Source organism: Pseudomonas vanderleydeniana (assembly GCF_014268755.2).
Lineage (GTDB): Bacteria > Pseudomonadota > Gammaproteobacteria > Pseudomonadales > Pseudomonadaceae > Aquipseudomonas > Aquipseudomonas vanderleydeniana.
Map to the genome: position 1 here is coordinate 1,987,628 of NZ_CP077093.1, position 18,385 is coordinate 2,006,012.

Annotated in this window: 12 protein-coding genes; all 12 read left to right on the plus strand. The window is 63.3% G+C overall.

Features of this window, described 5'->3' with window-relative positions:
* The first annotated feature begins 26 nt into the window (after positions 1–26).
* The 12 genes from flgH to HU752_RS09045 all read left to right on the plus strand — a co-directional run bounded on the left by flgH (position 27) and on the right by HU752_RS09045 (position 18,373).
* Positions 27–722: a flagellar basal body L-ring protein FlgH gene (gene flgH, locus HU752_RS08990; RefSeq protein WP_186677742.1), complete on the plus strand. Its 696-nt coding sequence runs from the start codon at positions 27–29 to the stop codon at positions 720–722.
* 12 nt (positions 723–734) lie between these two features.
* A complete protein-coding gene (locus HU752_RS08995) occupies positions 735–1,844 on the plus strand; it encodes a flagellar basal body P-ring protein FlgI (protein WP_017902224.1) in 1,110 nt (369 codons plus the stop codon).
* Between the two features lie 10 nt (positions 1,845–1,854).
* Entirely contained in the window at positions 1,855–3,159 is a 1,305-nt protein-coding gene (flgJ, locus tag HU752_RS09000; protein ID WP_186677740.1) for a flagellar assembly peptidoglycan hydrolase FlgJ, read from the plus strand.
* Positions 3,160–3,169: 10 nt separating this feature from the next.
* The gene (gene flgK, locus HU752_RS09005; RefSeq protein WP_186677738.1) at positions 3,170–5,230 is read left to right on the plus strand and encodes a flagellar hook-associated protein FlgK; all 2,061 of its coding nucleotides are present in this window, start codon (positions 3,170–3,172) and stop codon (positions 5,228–5,230) included.
* A gap of 13 nt (positions 5,231–5,243) precedes the next feature.
* The gene (locus HU752_RS09010) at positions 5,244–6,821 is read left to right on the plus strand and encodes a flagellar hook-associated protein 3 (RefSeq protein ID WP_186677735.1); all 1,578 of its coding nucleotides are present in this window, start codon (positions 5,244–5,246) and stop codon (positions 6,819–6,821) included.
* A gap of 125 nt (positions 6,822–6,946) precedes the next feature.
* The gene (locus HU752_RS09015) at positions 6,947–10,534 is read left to right on the plus strand and encodes a glycosyltransferase (RefSeq protein WP_189656465.1); all 3,588 of its coding nucleotides are present in this window, start codon (positions 6,947–6,949) and stop codon (positions 10,532–10,534) included.
* Positions 10,535–10,852: 318 nt separating this feature from the next.
* A complete protein-coding gene (gene rfbF, locus HU752_RS09020; RefSeq protein ID WP_186677729.1) occupies positions 10,853–11,626 on the plus strand; it encodes a glucose-1-phosphate cytidylyltransferase in 774 nt (257 codons plus the stop codon).
* Positions 11,608–12,690, plus strand: a complete 1,083-nt coding sequence (gene rfbG / locus HU752_RS09025; RefSeq protein WP_186677726.1) for a CDP-glucose 4,6-dehydratase — start codon at positions 11,608–11,610, stop codon at positions 12,688–12,690. The genes rfbF and rfbG overlap by 19 nt, the downstream gene beginning before the upstream one ends.
* Positions 12,687–13,247, plus strand: a complete 561-nt coding sequence (locus tag HU752_RS09030) for a dTDP-4-dehydrorhamnose 3,5-epimerase family protein (RefSeq protein WP_186677713.1) — start codon at positions 12,687–12,689, stop codon at positions 13,245–13,247. The genes rfbG and HU752_RS09030 overlap by 4 nt, the downstream gene beginning before the upstream one ends.
* A complete protein-coding gene (locus HU752_RS09035; protein ID WP_186677712.1) occupies positions 13,244–14,470 on the plus strand; it encodes a class I SAM-dependent methyltransferase in 1,227 nt (408 codons plus the stop codon). Before HU752_RS09030 ends, HU752_RS09035 begins: the two co-directional genes overlap by 4 nt.
* Before the next feature lie 5 nt (positions 14,471–14,475).
* Entirely contained in the window at positions 14,476–15,333 is an 858-nt protein-coding gene (locus HU752_RS09040) for an NAD-dependent epimerase/dehydratase family protein (RefSeq protein WP_186678063.1), read from the plus strand.
* A 97-nt stretch (positions 15,334–15,430) separates the two neighbouring features.
* A complete protein-coding gene (locus HU752_RS09045) occupies positions 15,431–18,373 on the plus strand; it encodes a TIGR00180 family glycosyltransferase (protein ID WP_186677710.1) in 2,943 nt (980 codons plus the stop codon).
* The last annotated feature ends 12 nt before the right edge of the window (positions 18,374–18,385 follow it).

Here is an 18,385-nt window from a genome sequence, read left to right on the forward strand (position 1 = left end):
GCCTGCAACACCGTGAGGTAAGGGTCATGAATCGGTTGTTTTCTATTCTCGCGCTGAGTGGGATTGCTGCGCTGGCGGGGTGCGTGAGCCCGCCGCCCAAGCCCAATGACCCGTACTATGCGCCGGTGTTGCCGCGTACCCCGTTGCCTGCCGCGGCGAACAACGGCTCGATCTACCAGGCCGGCTTCGAACAGAACCTGTATGGCGATCGCAAGGCGTTCCGGGTCGGTGACATCATCACCATCACCCTGAACGAAGCCACCCAGGCCAGCAAGAACGCCAACTCCAACCTGTCGAAGAAAAGCTCCACCAGCCTGGGCCTGACTTCGCTGTTTGGCAGCACCCCGAACACCAACAACCCGCTGGGTAGTGGTGATCTCACGCTGAACGCCGGCTACAGCGGCAACCGGGCCACCGACGGCACCTCCAAGGCCGGCCAGAGCAACAGCCTGACCGGTTCGATCACCGTGACCGTGGCCGATGTGCTGCCCAACGGCATCATTGCGGTCCGTGGCGAGAAGTGGCTGACGCTCAACACCGGTGACGAGCTGGTGCGGATTGCCGGACTGGTCCGGGCCGACGACATCGCCACCGACAACACTGTACCGTCCACTCGGGTGGCCGATGCGCGCATTACCTATTCGGGTACCGGCTCCTTTGCCGATACGAGTCAGCCGGGCTGGTTCGACCGTTTCTTCCTCAGCCCACTCTGGCCTTTCTAGGTGCCGACGATCATGTTCAACTTCAAGCATCTGATGGCGGCCGTGCTGCTGATGTCGACCGCCCTCAGTGTCCAGGCCGAACGGTTGAAGGATATCGCCAGCATCTCCGGCGTACGTTCCAACCAGTTGATCGGCTATGGCCTGGTGGTCGGTCTGAACGGTACGGGTGACCAGACCACCCAGACCCCGTTCACCCTGCAGACCTTCAACAACATGTTGTCGCAGTTCGGCATCAAGGTGCCGGCCAACTCCGGCAGCGTCCAGCTCAAGAACGTCGCGGCAGTCTCGGTCAGTGCCGACCTGCCGGCGTTCGCCAAGCCGGGGCAGGTGGTCGATATCACCGTGTCCTCCATCGGTAACGCCAAGAGCCTGCGGGGCGGCACCCTGTTGCTGACGCCATTGAAGGGTATCGACGGCAACGTCTACGCCATCGCCCAGGGCAACCTGGTGGTGGGCGGCTTCGATGCCGAGGGGCGTGACGGCTCGAAGATCACCGTCAACGTTCCGTCGGCCGGCCGTATCCCCGGTGGTGCCTCGGTCGAGCGCGCGGTGCCGAGCGGCTTCAACCAGGGCAACAGCCTGACCCTGAACCTCAATCGGTCCGACTTCACCACGGCCAAGCGCATCGTCGACAAGGTCAACGACATGCTCGGCCCGGGTGTGGCCCAGGCCATCGATGGCGGTTCGGTACGGGTCACTGCTCCGCTGGATCCGAGCCAGCGTGTCGACTACATCTCGATCCTGGAGAATCTTGAGGTCGATCCCGGCCAGGCGGTGGCGAAAGTCATCATCAACTCGCGGACCGGTACCATCGTGATCGGCCAGAACGTCAAGGTTTCGCCGGCGGCGGTCACCCACGGCAGCCTGACGGTGACCATCACCGAAGACCCGATCGTCAGCCAGCCGGGCCCGCTGTCCAATGGCACCACGGCGGTCGTGCCGCGTTCACGGGTCAATGCCCAGCAGGAAGCCAAGCCGATGTTCAAGTTCGGCCCGGGTACCACCCTGGACGAGATCGTCCGTGCGGTGAACCAGGTGGGCGCGGCGCCAGGCGACCTGATGGCGATTCTCGAAGCATTGAAACAGGCCGGCGCGCTGCAGGCCGACCTGATCGTGATCTGAGGCCGGTTCCATGGTTGATATTCGCAACAGCGGCATCGTCAATGTCAGCGATTCGGGGGCGTACAGCGACCTCAATCGCCTGAACAACCTGAAGGTCGGCGATCGCACCAGCGACGCCAACCTGCGCAAGGTCGCCCAGGAGTTCGAATCGCTGTTCCTCAGCCAGATGCTCAAGTCGATGCGTTCGGCCACCGAAGTGCTGGGCCAGGACAACCCGCTCAATACGCCGACGGCCAAGCAGTACCAGGAAATGTATGATCAGCAACTGGCGGTGACCATGTCACGCCAGGGTGGTGGTATCGGCCTGGCCGACGTGCTGATGCGCCAGATGTCGAAGGAGAAGCATGTTCGACCAGCCGACAGCGGGTTGAAGGTCGGACCGCCGGCGGGTACCACCGATACGCCTGCCGCCGCGCCGGTCGAGACGCCGATCGCCGCCGGTACCGTTACCCAGGCGCCGGGCTCGCCGTTCACCCGCTCCAACGGCCAGCATGCCTTGTGGGCGTCGCGGGTCGCGACTCATGGCTCGGCGACCGATGGCACCGTGCGTAACGACGTGGCCAAGCTCAACGCGCGCCGCCTGTCGCTGCCGAGCAAACTCACCGACCGCCTGTTGGCCGGCCTGGTGCCGTCCGCCGACGCCAGCCAGGTCGCCGCGGCCGGCTATGCCGTGCCGGAGCGCAGCACGGCGTCTGCCGATGCGGCGCTCAAGAGCGACAACCTGGCAACCCGCAGCATCGCCGTGCCGGCGTCTCGCATGCAAGTCTATGGTCGCGCCGTGGCCCAGCCTCCGCTGGCACCGGCCAAGCGCGCCTTCAGTTCGCCCGACGAATTCGTCGCGACCATGCTGCCGATGGCCGAGCAGGCCGCCAAGCGCATCGGGGTCGACCCGCGCTACCTGGTGGCCCAGGCCGCCCTGGAAACCGGCTGGGGCAAGTCGGTCATGCGCCAGCAGGACGGCAGCAGCAGCCACAACCTGTTCGGTATCAAGGCCGGCAGCAGTTGGCAGGGGCCGCAGGCGCGGGCCATTACCAGTGAATTCCGCAATGGGCAGATGGTCAAAGAAACAGCGGACTTCCGTTCCTATGCGTCCTACCAGGACAGCTTCCATGACCTGGTGACCCTGCTGCAAAGCAACAGTCGCTATCAAGATGTGCTGAAGTCGGCCGATAAACCGGAACAGTTTGTGCGTGAGCTGCAAAAGGCCGGCTATGCAACCGATCCGGACTACGCCAGCAAGATCACGCAAATAGCAAAAACGATGAAGAGCTACCAGAACTACGCTGCGGCGACGAGCGCTTCCACGAATTTATAAGGTCTGAATCATGAGTTTGCTCAATATCGGGATGACGGGGTTGAACGCTGCCAGCTCGGCCCTGACGACTACTGGTAACAACATTGCCAACGTTGACACGGCTGGCTATTCGCGTCAGCAAACCGTGCAGACCACCGCGGCGTCGCAGCGCTATGGCAACGTTTTCATCGGGACCGGGACTACGCTGTCGGATGTGCGCCGGGTCTACAGTTCGTACCTGGAATCGCAGCTGCATACCGCGACTTCGCTCAACAGCGATGCCTCGTCGTACCTGGCCCAGGTCACGCCGACCGACTCGATGCTGTCCGATACCAACACCGGCATGACCGCGTCCCTGCAGAGCTTCTTCAGTGCCCTGCAGTCGGTTTCGGCCTCACCGACGGACGATGCTTCCCGCCAGAATACTCTCAACAGCGCCAAGTCCCTGAGCGACCGTTTCAACTCGATCGCCAAGCAGCTCAACGACCAGAACACCGGGATCAACACCAACCTGGCGGACATGGCCGACCAGGTGAACAAGCTGGCGACCAGCATTGCCCAGCTCAACGAGCAGATCACCAAGATTTCCCCGTCGGCCGGTGCGCCCAACGACCTGATGGACAAGCGTAACGAGGCCGTACGGCAGCTGTCCGAACTGGTCGGCACCTCGGTGACCGAGCGGGGTTCCAACTATGACGTGTACCTGGCCAACGGCCAGCCACTGGTCATGGGCAACTCCACCAACACCCTGGCCGCCGTGCCGAGCAAGGACGATCCGAGCCGTTACTCGCTGCAATTGAACCGTGCTTCCAGCACCATCGACATCACCGACACGGTGAGCGGTGGCGAGATCGGCGGTCTGCTGCGCTATCGCACCGAAGTGCTGAACCCTTCGCTCAACGAGCTGGGGCGCGTGGCCATGGTCCTCGCCGACCAGATGAACAAGCAGAACGCCCAGGGTATCGACAAGAACGGCAACTTCGGTTCGGCGATCTTCAACGATATCAACAGTGCAACGCTGGTCAGCCAGCGCAGCATCGCCAAGTCGACCAACAACCCGGCTTCCGGCAACCTGAACGTCAACATCAGCAATACGGGTGCTCTGACCACCTACGACTACCAGGTGACGTTCACCGACGGCACCAACTACTCGGTCAAGCGTTCCGACGGCACCGACATGGGTACCTTCAGCACCACGACCACGCCGCCCCCGGTGATCGACGGTTTCACCCTGAGCCCGAACAGCGCCACGGCGATGACGGCCGGTGACAGCTTCAAGGTCACCCCGACCCGCAGCGGTGCCAGTGACATCCAGATGGTGATGAGCGACTCGAAGAACATCGCCGCTGCCGCGCCCTTGACCGGCGTGACCAGTGCCAACAATGGCGGTACCTACACCCAGCCGGTGCTGGTCGACCAGTTGGGCACCTCCAACGCCACCAATAACGCGCAACTGCAGGACGCCATCAAGTACGGCACACCGGTCAAGCTCGTGTTCGACGCTGCCGGTACCGGTGCGGCGGCAGGCACCCAGGGCTACACCCTGACCGACGCCAAGGGCAACGTCATGGGGACCGGCACCATCGTGCCGGGCCAGGGCAACACCCTGAACCTGAAGATCAACATGGTCGATGCGTCGGGCAACCCGGTGATGGACAACACCGTCACGCCAGCGGTACAGAAGACCTTCACCGTACAGACCACCGTGGGCGGCAACCCGAAAGCCGGTGAGAGCTACACCATCTCGATGACCGGCGCCGCTTCATCGGACAACCGCAATAGCACGGCCCTGATTGGTCTGCAGACCAAGAAGACGGTCGACACCAGTAGCGCCAGCCAGGGCGTCAGCCTGTCGGATGCCTATGGCAAGCTGATTTCCAACGTCGGTACCAAGGCGGCCCAGGCCAAGTCCGACAGCGACGCGACCACTACCGTGCTGACCACCGCCAAAGGTGCTCGGGATTCGCTGTCGGGGGTCAACCTCGACGAGGAAACCGGCAACCTGGTCAAGTACCAGCAGTACTACACCGCCTCTTCGCAGATCATCAAGGCGGCCCAGGAAACCTTCAGCGTGCTGATCAACAGTCTTTAAGGAGTCGTAATCCATGCGCATTTCCACCGCCCAGTATTACGAAACGACAGCCGCCAACTATCAGCGCGGTTACGACGGCATGCTCAAGAGCGCGGCCGAGGCGAGCAGCCTGACCAAGGTCAACACCGCCGCCGACGATCCGGTCGGTGCCGCACGCCTGTTGCAGTTGGGCCAGCAAAGTGCCGCGCTGACGCAGTACACCACCAACGCCAGCGCGCTGAAGACCCAGTACAGCCAGACCGAGACCGCTCTGGACTCGATCCAGGACGCCATGCAGCGTGCGCGTGAGCTGGCCCTGTCGGCCAACAACGGCACCAAGACCGATGCCGATCGCAAGGCCGTGGCCCAGGAGCTCGGCCAGTTGCAGCAGACCATTCTCGGCCTGATGAACAGCCAGGACTCCAATGGCAACTACCTGTTCGGTGGCTCGAAGACCGGCACCGCGCCGTACACCGCCAATGCCGACGGTACCTACAGCTATAACGGTGATCAGTCGACCTTGAGCCTGCAGGTGGGTGAAAACCTGTCGCTGGGCAGCAACATCACGGGCTGGGAGGCCTTCCAGCAGTCCATCAACACCGCGCGGACCAATGTCACCATGACCTCGCCAGCGGTCGACGACGGCCGTGTGACGCTGTCCAATGGCCTGGTCAGCAACAGCGCCACCTATGACGCCAAGTTCACTGCCGGCCAGCCGTACACCGTGACTTTCCTCAGCAGTACGCAGTTGAAGATCACCGACGGTGCAGGCAACGATGTGACCTCCGAAGCGACCCAGAATGGTGTTGTCAGCAACAGCAGCGGTGCCAACCAGACGGTGAACTTCCGTGGCATCGACCTGGCCCTGAACATCAACCTGAAGTCGGGTGATGTGCCAGATACCGTGATTGCCGGTCACACCTTTACCCTGACCGCTCAGCCGGACACCTTCAACACCACCCGCAGTGCCGGCAACCCGTCGACCACGGTGGTGACCGGGGCGACCACCACCAACCAGGCGGCGTACACCAGCACTTTCCCCAATGGTGGGGCGACCATCAAGTTCGGTGCCGGCGGTGCCTATGACGTGTATGCCACCCCTATCAGTTCGACCAGCCAGCCGATCTCCTCGGGCACCATGGCTGCGCCACCGGCGGCACAGACCATCACCGCAGCCGGGGTGACCTTCACCTTCAGCGGTGCCGCATCGGCGGGCGACCAGTTCATGGTCCAGTCCAACGATCACCAGACCCAGAGTATCCTGGACACCCTGTCGTCGATGATCACCGCACTGAACACGCCGGTCGATGGCAATCCGGTCGCCCAGCAGAAACAACTGGCAACGATGAACGCCGGCATCAGTAACATCGACAGCGCGTTCGACCAGACCAGTTCGGCGCTCACCACCGTTGGTTCGCGTGGTTCGGCGCTGGACAACCAGGCAGCCACCAACCAAAGCCTGACCCTGGCCAACACCACCAGCCAGCAGGCGATCCGTGATTCCGATCCGGCCGAGGTGATGACCCGTCTGACCCTGCAGCAGACCATGCTGCAGGCTGCCCAACTGGCTTTCAGCAAGGTCAGCCAACTGGGCCTGTTCAACAAGATCTGAAGACAGCGGGCGCGCCAGCGCCCCCACGTTGTCCAGTATCGTCTGCCAGCCGTTGCATTCAACGGCTCCAGGGGGCCTTCCGGTCGGAAGGCCACCCTTCGCTCGAGAGTCCCGCCGTGAATTCCATGCCGCTTGTCAGTGTCGCCATTCCCGCCTCCAATCCACGGTTTTTCTCCAAGGCCCTCGGTGGCCTGCTGAGCCAGGCCTATGGCAACTTCGAGGTCATCGTCTGCGACGACAGTCGTGGTGGCGAGATCGAGCAGGCCGTGCTGGCGCTGAGCGAACGCACCGGCAAGGCCGTACGCTACGTGCGCAATCCGCAGCCGCTGGGGCATGTCGGCAACCTGCTGGCCTGCCTGGCATTGGCCCAGGGGGAGTACGTCAAGTTTCTGCTGGAGGACGACCAGTTGCTGCCCGATATCCTCGCGCAGCAGACCCAGGTGTTCATCGAGCAACCGGACGTCAACCTGGTGTTGGCGCAGCGTCTGTACTGGGACGCTGACGACCTGCAACTGCCATCGCGCCTGGAAAATACGGCCTTGTCGCCGGCCTCCGGGCTGTTCAAGGGCGAGGACCTGCTGGCAATCTGCGAGAACTTCCCGGTCAATTTCTTTGGTGGGCTGACCAGCGCGCTGTTCCGCCGTGTCGATCTGGTCGAACTGTTGCCGGCGTTGACCCAGCCAGGCCACTGCTTTGTCGCCTCGCTCGACTTGGCCCTGTACATCTGCCTGTTCCGTCGTGGCAACCTGGCGATGCTCAACAACGTGCTCAGTATCGAGCGGTTGTACCCCGAGCGCATGAGCCGTCAGCAGGCGATGAAGGATGCTGCTGCCACGGAAATGGAATGGCTGGTGCAGATGCTCAAGGCACGCAGCGGCGAAGCCGCCCCGGCCCCTGGTTGGGTGCGTTATTTGCCACTGGCCAGTGCCGGCGGTTTGCCGCGCCAGTGGGATGAGGTGCCGATGAGCCGCACCCTGGGTAACAAACAGACCGCCCAGCCATTTCGTGTCGGTATCGCCAGTGAGAGCTTCGCCCAGTTGTATGCCGAATGGCTGTCTTGCCGGACCCTGCCTGAGCCACAGAAAAAGCTGTTGTCCGACACCCTGTCGGGGTGGGACTGGCAGCCGAAGATCGTGCCGGTGGTGGTCGACGAGCAGGGTGGCAGCTCCAACCTGAGCGCAACCTTGCGTAGCCTGGAGGAGCAGCTCTATGCGCCGGAGCTGACCCTGGTGCTGTCTTCCAGTTGTACCGAGGCAGGCCTGGACGGCAAGGTGTTCCATCTGCCGCTGGCCGATGACTGGCGTGAACAGTTGAATGGCCTGCTGCCGCAGCTCGAGGGTGCCGACTGGTTCTATCTGTTGCGGGCCGGCGATCGCCTGCCCGAGTCGGCACTGCTGGTACTGGCCGAGCGTATCCTGGTCCAGACGCAGATCCGTTGTGCCTACAGTGACGAGGGCGCCTTGCGTGACGGCGAATCCGCCGATCCGGTGTTCAAGCCGGATTTCAATCTTGACCTGATGCGTAGCTACCCCTACGTGGGCCGTGCGCTGGCCTTTCAGCGCAAGGGTTTCGTCGAGCTGGGTGGTTTCGATCCCACCTATGGTGAACTGGCGCCTCACGATCTGCTCTGGCGCATGGTGGAAAGCGATGGCACCCGTGCGGTGGCGCATATCGCCGAAGTCCAGCTGGAGTCGATATTCTCTTTATCGAAATGGTTGTCGTCGCCCGAGGTGCTGGCGCTCGCTCCGCAGGTGACCGAAGCGCACCTGAATCGCCTGGGTATTGCCCATCGGATCCATCCTGGCGAGGGGTCGCCGCTTACACGTATCGATTACCTGCATGCCAGCCGGCCACTGGTTTCGATCATCCTGGTCAGCAGGGACCAGTGCGCGGCTCTGCAGCGCTGTATCGATACCCTGCTCGAGCGCACGGCCTATACCGAATACGAACTGCTGCTGGTGGATAACGGCAGCGAGAGCGAGGCGGCCCGCACCTGGTTCGAAGGCATGGCCCAGCTGGGTAGCGAGCGCCTGCGCGTGCTGTCGTATCCGCAACAGGGCAATGTGGCGGCGGTACGCAACTTTGCCGCGCAGCAGGCGCGTGGCGAGTATCTGTTGCTGCTCAGTCCCTACACGGTCATTACCAATGGCCAGTGGCTGGATGAGATGTTGGCCCAGGCCCAGCGTCCCGAGGTCGGCGTGGTCGGGGCCAAGCTGTTCAGTCCGGAAGGGCGGGTGGTGCATGCAGGAATGATTCTCGGCCTGCGTGGGCCGGTTGGCCTGCCATTCTTCGGTGAGGCGATGCAGGCGAGCGGCTACATGCATCGCCTGCAGGCGGTGCAGGAACTCAGTGCGGTGGGTGCCGATTGCATGCTGGTGCGCAAGTCGCTGTTCGATAGCCTTGGCGGGCTGGACGAAGAGCGTTTCGCTCATACCCTCAACGAGGTGGATTTTTGCCTGCGGGTTGGGCAGAGCAACCACCTGGTGGTGTGGACGCCGTTCGCACAACTGGCCCTGGGGGCCGTGCCGGGCGTGGCGGTCGACGCCGGGGAGCAGGTGCAGCGTCAGACCGAGGAGAAGGACTTCTATCATCGCTGGCTGCCGGTCGTCGCTCGTGACCCGGCCTACAACCCGAGCCTGACACTGGATAGCCTGAGTGGTTCGAGCTATAGCCTGGAGCCTGGATTGCGCGAAGGCTGGAGCCCGTTCTCCGTGAGCCAGCTGCCAAAGATCATGGCGCTACCGGTCAATGCCTCGGCCGTCGGACACTACCGGGTGATTCAGCCGTTGATCGAGCTGGAAGCCTCCGGCCGTGCAGTCGGGCGCACCTACTACAACTTGCCGTCGATCATCGAGGTCGAGCGCCAGTCGCCAGATGTCATCATCCAGCAGGGGCGCTACACGGCCAAGCCGGTCGAGGAAATCGCGCTGCTGATGAGCTACAGCAATGCCCGGCGGGTGTATGAGCTTGACGATTACGTCATCGAGCCATCGCGCAAGAACGGCCACATTCGCAATCTGCCGGATCGGGTAGAGATGGAGCGCATGATCCGGCGTGGCATCAGCCTGTGCGACCGGGTGGTGGTCTCGACCCAGCCGCTGGCCGACGCGCTTTCGTCGATGCATCAGGACATCCGAGTGGTGCCGAACATGTTGGCCCCGCACTTGTGGGTCGGCCTGCAGAGCCGGCGACGGACTACCAGGAAACCACGGGTCGGCTGGGGCGGCGGAACCAGTCACGCGGGCGACCTGGCGGTCATCGCCGATGTGGTGCGCGAGCTGGCCAATGAAGTGGATTGGGTGTTTTTCGGCATGTGTCCGGAAGAGCTGCGACCCTACATGCATGAGTTTCATGGGGTGATCAGTCTTCACAACTACCCGGGGAAGCTGGCGAGCCTGAACCTGGACCTGGCGCTGGCGCCGCTGGAGTTCCACATCTTCAACGACTGCAAGAGCAACCTGCGGCTGCTGGAATACGGCGCCTGCGGTTATCCGGTGATCTGCACCGACACCAAGGCCTATGCTGGCTACCTGCCATGCACGCGCATCCGGACCAATACCACCGACGAATGGATCCAGGCCATTCGCATGCACCTGGCCGACCCCGATGCCAGCTATCGCATGGGCGACGAGCTGCGTGAAATCGTCCTGCGTGACTACATGCTGCGCGGTGACAACGTCCGCTACTGGGAGCAGGGCTGGTTGGCCGACTGAGCCCGGTGTTTCGGCAGGCTGTTCTTGATTGCCGTAGGAGCAAGGCTTGCCTGCGAAAGGCCCCTCAAGGCCGCCGAAAGCTTCGCGGGCAAGCCCGGCTCCTACAGGGAAGGCTTGCCGCCGTTATCGCGAACAAGCCGATCCCCACAAGCCCAGTGAGCTGGCGCGTTTCCTGCAAGACCCCCTTCATATCGCCATAAATCGTGCATTTGGCGCCATGACCTAGCGGTCCTGGGCCATTTTCATGATTTGACCCGGCAGTCTGGGAAGTCCCACAGGGCCCGAAGAGGTCCTGTGCTGAAGAGGAAGGGGACGTTGATGAAGGCAGTAATTCTGGCGGGCGGCCTGGGCACGCGTATCAGCGAGGAATCGCACCTCAAGCCCAAGCCGATGATCGAGATCGGCGGCAAGCCAATTCTCTGGCACATCATGAAGCAGTACTCGGCCCACGGTATCCATGATTTCGTGATCTGCCTGGGGTACAAGGGCTACGCCATCAAGGATTTCTTCGCCAACTATTTCCTGCACACCTCCGACGTCACCTTCGACATGAGCAACAATCGCATGGACGTTCACCAGAACTACAGCGAGCCATGGCGCGTGACGCTGATCGACACCGGCGAGGAAACCATGACCGGTGGTCGCCTGCGTCGCGCTGGTCGTTACCTGCAGGATGAGGAAGCATTCTGCTTCACCTACGGTGACGGCGTTTCGGACCTCGATATCAGCGCATTGGTGAAGTTTCACAAGGCCAGCGGCAAGCTGGCGACCGTCACCGCAGTACAGCCTCCAGGTCGCTACGGTGCGCTGGAGCGCGATGGTGACAGTGTCCGTGGGTTCGTTGAAAAGCCTCGTGGTGACGGTGGTTGGATCAACGGTGGCTTTTTTGTCCTGTCGCCCAAGGTGCTGCCGTTGATCAACGGTGACTCGACCATCTGGGAAGCCGAGCCGTTGATGGGCCTGGCCGCCGATGGCCAGTTGAATGCCTTCCAGCATGACGGCTTCTGGCACCCGATGGACACCCTGCGAGACAAGAATCACCTGGAACAGCTCTGGCAGAGTGGGGAGGCCCCATGGAAGCAGTGGGACTGAGCCGGGCGTTCTGGAATGGCAAGCGGGTCCTGCTCACCGGACATACCGGTTTCAAGGGCAGTTGGCTGGCGCTCTGGCTGCAGAGCCTGGGGGCCCAGGTCAGCGGCTTTGCCCTGGCACCGGCGACCGAGCCGAGCCTGTTCGAACTGGCGCGGGTCGGCGAGGGCATGGACGATCGTCGTGGCGACCTGCGTGACCTCGGCGCGCTACTGGAGCTGATCGCCGAAACCGAGCCGGAGATCGTCCTGCACCTGGCGGCCCAGCCGCTGGTGCGCGAGGCCTATCGTGATCCGCTCGGCACGTATTCGAGCAACGTCATGGGCACGCTCAACCTGCTCGAGGCCATTCGCCAGGTCGGCGGTGTCAGCGCCTGTGTGCTGGTCACCACCGACAAGGTCTACGCCAACCAGGAATGGCCCTGGCCGTATCGCGAAAACGAAGCGCTTGGTGGTCATGATCCCTACAGCAGCAGCAAGGCCTGCTGCGAGTTGCTGGCCCAGTCCTACGTGGCGTCCTTTTTCCCGCCCGAGCGCTATGACGTGCATGGCCTGGCGGTGGCAACCGCGCGGGCCGGCAACGTGCTCGGTGGTGGCGATTTCTCGCCGGAGCGACTGATCCCCGACGTGCTTCGCGCCTGGTCGGCGGGGGAACCGGTGACCCTGCGTTATCCACAGGCCGTGCGACCCTGGCAGCATGCGCTGGAACCGCTGGCCGGCTACCTGCAGCTGGCCGCGGCGCTGTATGAGCGTGGTCCGGACCTGGCGGGTGCGTGGAACTTCGGGCCGGGTGAAGACGACATGTGCAGCGTTGGTGAAGTGGTAGCACGGCTGGCCACGCGTTGGCCGCAGGCTCCCGGCCTGCGTGTCGAGCCGAGCGAACTGCATGAGGCCGGGCTGCTGCGCCTGGACAGCAGTCGTGCCCGGCAACTGCTTGGTTGGCAACCGCGCTGGTCGTTGCAGCAGTGCCTGGAGCAGACCCTCGACTGGCACCTGGCCTGGCAGGCAAGCGCCGACATGCGCGCGATGACCCTGGCCCAGCTGGACCTCTACCGGGAGGCGCTGTGAGCGAATTCCAGATCCAGGCCCTGCCTCTGGCGGGACTGTTCAACGTGCAGCACAAACGCCACGCCGATCAGCGCGGGCAGTTTTCCCGGTTGTTCTGCGAAGGCAGCCTGGATGCCTTTGGCGAGCCTTTTCACATCCGCCAGATCAACCATTCCTGCACCCGCGAACGCGGTAGCGTGCGCGGCCTGCATTACCAGAATGCGCAGGCCCCGGAGGCCAAGCTGATCACCTGCCTGCGCGGCGAGGTCTGGGACGTCGCGGTGGACCTGCGGCCGGACTCGCCGACCTTCCTGCAGTGGCACGCCGAACACCTGTGTGCCGGAGATGGCCGCAGCCTGCTGCTGTCGGCCGGTTTCGCCCACGGCTTCCAGGCCCTGAGCGATGACGCCGAATTGCTCTATCTGCACAGCGCCGACTACACGCCGCAGAGCGAGGGTGGGTTATCGGTGCTCGATCCGCGCCTGGCGATCACCTGGCCGGAAGCTGTCAAAAATCTGTCGGCCAGGGATGCCAGCCATCCGCTGCTCGATGCATCTTTTCCTGGAGTGCGCCTATGAATTGCCGAGGTTGCGGCACCCCCCTGGTCCTGCCGTTGATCGATCTCGGCACATCGCCGCCGTCCAACGCCTACCTGCGTGCCGACCAGTTGGAGCAGGCGGAAGCCTGGGTACCGCTGAAGGTTGCGGTGTGCCAGGACTGCTGGCTGGTACAGACCGAGGACTACACTCGCGCCGACACACTGTTCGATGCCGACTACGCCTATTTCAGCTCGTTCTCCAGCACCTGGCTGGCTCATGCCGAGCGTTACGTGGCCGAGATGGTCGAGCGTTTCGGTCTGACCGGTGACAGCCGGGTGGTGGAAGTGGCGGCCAACGATGGCTATCTGCTGCAGTATGTGGCCGGCCGCGGCATTCCGTGCCTGGGTGTCGAGCCGACCCGCAGCACCGCCCAGGCGGCGCGGGACAAGGGCCTGGAAATCCGCGAGCTGTTCTTCGGTCGGGATACTGCCTTGCAACTGCGCGATGAGGGCTGGGCCGCCGACCTGATGGCGGCCAACAACGTGCTGGCCCATGTCCCGGACATCAACGACTTCCTCCAGGGTTTCGCGACGTTGCTCAAACCAACGGGCGTGGCGACCTTCGAGTTCCCGCACCTGTTGGCACTGATGGCCGGGCACCAGTTCGATACCCTCTACCACGAACACTACTCCTACCTGTCACTGACCGCCGTGCAGGCACTCTGCGAGCGCAACGGCCTGGAGATCTTCGACGTCGGCGGCCTGCCGACCCACGGCGGCTCGTTGCGGGTATTCGTGCAACGCGCCGACGGTGAGCGGCGTGCCGTGCTGCCGGTGGTGCGCCAGGTGCTGGAAGCCGAACTGGCCGCCGGGGTGAAGACCCCGGCGTTCTACGCGACCCTGGCACCTGCTGCCGAGCGCATCAAGCACGACCTGCTGCGCTTCCTGCTCAAGGCCAAGGCCGAGGGCAAGCGAGTGGTTGGCTATGGCGCGGCGGCCAAGGGCAATACCCTGCTCAATTACGCCGGGGTGCGTTCGGACCTGCTGGCCTGGGTCGCCGATGCCAACCCGCACAAGCAGGGCAAGTTCCTGCCAGGCAGCCGGATTCCGGTGGTTTCGCCGGAGCGTATTGCCGCGGAGAAACCGGACTATGTGCTGGTGCTGCCGTGGAACCTGTTGCAGGAAGTCAGCCAGCAGCAGGTCGTTGTGCGCGAATGGGGCGGTCGCTTTGTCGTCGCGGTCCCCGAGTTGACCGTCCTGTGAGCGGCCTGAAGGTATTGGTCACGGGGGCCACCGGTTTCGTTGGGCGTCACCTGGTCGCAGCGCTGCTGGAGCGCGGACACTCGGTGCGCGCGGTCGCACGCAATGTGCAGTCGGCTCGCCAGTTGCCGTGGTTCGATGACGTTGAATTCGTCGCAGCCGACGTACACGCCGAGCACCTTGACCTGGCCGGCTTGACGGCGGGCGTCGACGTGCTGGTGCACCTGGCCTGGCCGGGCCTGCCGAACTACCAGGCACTGTTCCACTTCGAACACAACCTGTTCGCCGACTACCGATTCATCAAGCGGGCGGTCGAGGCGGGCGTGACCCAGGTGCTGGTCACCGGTACCTGTTTCGAGTACGGCATGCAGAGCGGTCCGCTGAGCGAGACGGCGACCCCGCAGCCGAGCAACCCCTACGGCCTGGCGAAGAATACCTTGCGCGTATTTCTTGAGACGCTGCGCCAGCAACTGCCATTCAACCTGCAGTGGGCGCGGCTGTTCTACCTGTATGGCGAGGGGCAGAACCCCAACAGCCTGCTGGCCAGCCTGGACCGGGCCATCGATGCCGGCGCCGAACGTTTCGATATGTCGGCGGGGGAACAACTGCGTGATTACCTGCCGATCGAGGCTGCTGCCGAGTACCTGGCGCGACTGCTGGAGCTGCGGGATTTTAGCGGCGTGGTCAACTGTGCCAGTGGCCGACCGATAGCGGTCAGGACTCTGGTCGAACAACGCCTGCGCGAGCGCGGCGCGTCGATCGCCCTTAACCTGGGGCATTACGGTTATCCCAGCCACGAGCCCATGGCGTTCTGGGGCGTGACACAGCGGCTGCAGCAGTTGCTGGGAGCAGAACATGGCGTATGAATTGAATCGGGCAGGTGACCTGCCGGTGTGTGCTGTGCCGGGGAGGGGCGACACCGCCTCGGGTTCATCGATCGAATTGGCAGTTTGGGGATAGGTTATGCAAGACAAGTACGTTTCTGAACAGGCACGGTTCCTGCGGGATGCGGAGTCACTGGGCGATCTGCTGACCGTGGTCATCGTGACCCATAACCGGCCGGCCTTCCTGCGTCGGGCGGTCACCTACTACAGTGCCTTGCCGTGCAAGCTGCTGATCATGGACTCCTCGCCCGAGCCCTGCATCGGTATCGCCGAGGGGCGCGACCGGGTCGAGTACCTGCACGTGCCGCAGTATGACTACTGGAAGATGCAGGACAAGTTCGCCCACGGCGTGATGAGCGTCAAGACGCCGTACATGACGTTCGCCCCGGACGATGACTTCCTCGTTCATGACGCATTGAACCAGTCGGTGGCGTTCCTGGAAGACCATCCCGACTACGGCATGTGCCACGGCTATTGCCTGATGTACCTGACGGTAGAGAACAATGTCCTCTACTACCGGCGTGACAAGAAAGTCCGCGAGGACTTTGCCGAGGAGCGTGGGCAGGACCGTACGCTCGGCTACATGGGCCAGTACGTACCGCCGTTCTATGCGGTGCACCGTACCCCGCTGATGCAGGACTGGTATTCGGCGATGCCGCCGGGCACCAGCTTCCAGTGGCAGGAAATCGGCCATGTCTACTACATGCTGGCCCGGGCCAAGGCACGCATCCTGCCGATCCCCTACGTGGTGCGTGAACTCAATTACGGCGAGTCGGAGCACGGTACCGAGGTCTACCATGCGCTGTCCTACACCGACGCCAAGTCGACCGCCGAGCGCGAGGCATTCGCCGATTTCCTCGCGACCCTGCCCACGGGTATCGAAGGCCTGGACCAGGCGCAGACCAAGGCCCTGGCCCTGGAGTGCTTCGAAGCGATGGTCGATAGCTTGCGCAGTGGCCGGGCGTTGACCGTCGAGATGATTTTCGATTCGACCTGGAACAGCATCGACGAGCCACCGCAGCGGCGTTTCGGGCCCAAGCAGTACGTGGAGATGCCGTTCTACAACCAGGTGTTCTTCGACAAGCTGACCCAGTTCGAATTCCTCCTGCATGCCATGCCCGCCGGTCGCCTGCAAATGCAGCGGCTGGAAGCTGTCTGGGCACGTCAGGAGGCGCTGATGCGCCCGCACAACAACGACACCCCGGAGAGTGTACTCGACCGGCTGTGGCAGGCTCACGATTGCAATCTGTTCAATCGCCGGGTGATCAGGGCGTTGGTGCGGCAGCTCGAGCTTATTGGCGAACACGCCGAGGCGCAGCGTATCAACGCCTGGAGTGAGCGCCTGGATTCGGTTTCGACCACAGACAACCGGGCGATGTTCGATGCAACGCTTTCGGGGCGTTTGCTGCATTGGCTGGACGCGCGCGAGCCGAATGCCGACGAACGCCAGGCGATTGCCGAGTACCAGGCCCAACAGGGCGTTGGCCCGGTGTTCGGCCTGATGCTGCTGGACCTCGCGGATGAGGTCGAAAAACTGCAGGTGACCCTCGACAGCCTGCTGGAAGGGCACAGCAAGGCCTTCCGCATCGTGGTCTTCACCACCGGTGAACCGCAGGCGGCGACCACTCTCCAGAACACCCTGCACTTCATCCGCGTGACCGAAGACAACTACGTCGACAAGCTCAACCAGTTCACTCGCCAGTCGTCCTGCGACTGGATGCTGCTGGCTCAGGTCGGCGACGAGTTCACCGCCAGCGGCCTGTTGAAGGCCGGCCTGGAACTGCGTCATGCCGAAGGCTGCCGCGCAGTGTGCATCGATGAAATCCAGCGTGATGCCAAGGGTGCGCTCACCGATGTGTTCCGTCCGGGGTTCAACCCTGACCTGCTGTTGAGCGTGCCGGCCCTGATGGCGCGGCACTGGTTGATCCGCCGCGATGTGCTGGTCGAGGCCGGAGGCTACAGCGCCGACTACCGCAATGCCCTGGAGTTCGACCTGCTGCTGCGGCTGATCGAGCAGGACGGCCTGGCCGGGCTCGCCCACCTGGATGAACCCCTGCTGATCTGCGCGACGCCAGAGCTGGTCGAGAACGCCCACGAGCGCGCGACCCTGCTGCGTCACCTCGGCGTGCGTGGCTACAAGGCCCAGGTCAACTCACAGGAGCCTGGCACCTACATGATCGACTACCGGCATACCGAGCGTCCGCTGGTGTCGATCATCGTCCACGGGGCGGCGGACTTCGATGAGTTGGAGCGTTGCCTGAGTGCGCTGCTGCTGCGTACGCGCTACCTGAAGTACGAGGTGTTGGTAGCCGATCATCCGAGTCGTGCCGAGGCGCTGTCGAACTGGCTGCAGGGCCAGCCACAGGCAAGCAAGGTCAGCGTTCTGCAATCCGATTGGCCGAGCCCCCCGGCCTTCTGCAATGCCGCAGCACGGCAGGCGAGGGGCGAATACCTGGTGCTGTTGGCTGCCGACAGCGAGGTGGTCAACCCCAACTGGATCGAGTCGCTGCTCAACCAGGCACTGCGTCCTGAGGTCGGGGTGGTTGGCGCCAAGTTCTACAGCCGCGATCGCAAGATCTCCCAGGCCGGCTTGGTTCTCGGCCTGAACGAGGGGGTTGGTTCACCCTTCGTCGGTGAGAAAAAGGATGCCCATGGCTATATGCAACGACTGGTGGTCGAGCAGAACTACTCGGCGGTTTCGGCGGCATGCCTGATGGTGCGCAAGGCACTGTTCGATGCGGTCGGAGGGCTGGACGAAGGCGATTTTGCCGAGGGCTTCAGTGAGGTCGACCTGTGCCTGAGCATCGGCCAGGGCGGTTACCTGGTGTCCTGGACGCCACAGGTGCAGGTCCTGCATCCGGGCGTGCTGCCTGAGGCACCTGCGGCCCTGCAGGCACTGCGTGAGAAGTGGGCAGCCAACTTCCAGGTCGACCCGGCGTACAACTCGAACCTGGCATTGCGTGGCAAGGGCTTTACCCTGGGCGAGGCGTACCCCGTGGATTGGGCGCAATTGCTGGCTTGAGCCGGCTGTCAG

Coding starts and splice junctions, on each gene's coding strand:
- flgH (WP_186677742.1), top strand. CDS start 27: ATGAATCGGTTGTTTTCTATTCTCGCGCTGAGTGGGATTGCTGCGCTG.
- HU752_RS08995 (WP_017902224.1), top strand. CDS start 735: ATGTTCAACTTCAAGCATCTGATGGCGGCCGTGCTGCTGATGTCGACC.
- flgJ (WP_186677740.1), top strand. CDS start 1,855: ATGGTTGATATTCGCAACAGCGGCATCGTCAATGTCAGCGATTCGGGG.
- flgK (WP_186677738.1), top strand. CDS start 3,170: ATGAGTTTGCTCAATATCGGGATGACGGGGTTGAACGCTGCCAGCTCG.
- HU752_RS09010 (WP_186677735.1), top strand. CDS start 5,244: ATGCGCATTTCCACCGCCCAGTATTACGAAACGACAGCCGCCAACTAT.
- HU752_RS09015 (WP_189656465.1), top strand. CDS start 6,947: ATGCCGCTTGTCAGTGTCGCCATTCCCGCCTCCAATCCACGGTTTTTC.
- rfbF (WP_186677729.1), top strand. CDS start 10,853: ATGAAGGCAGTAATTCTGGCGGGCGGCCTGGGCACGCGTATCAGCGAG.
- rfbG (WP_186677726.1), top strand. CDS start 11,608: ATGGAAGCAGTGGGACTGAGCCGGGCGTTCTGGAATGGCAAGCGGGTC.
- HU752_RS09035 (WP_186677712.1), top strand. CDS start 13,244: ATGAATTGCCGAGGTTGCGGCACCCCCCTGGTCCTGCCGTTGATCGAT.
- HU752_RS09045 (WP_186677710.1), top strand. CDS start 15,431: ATGCAAGACAAGTACGTTTCTGAACAGGCACGGTTCCTGCGGGATGCG.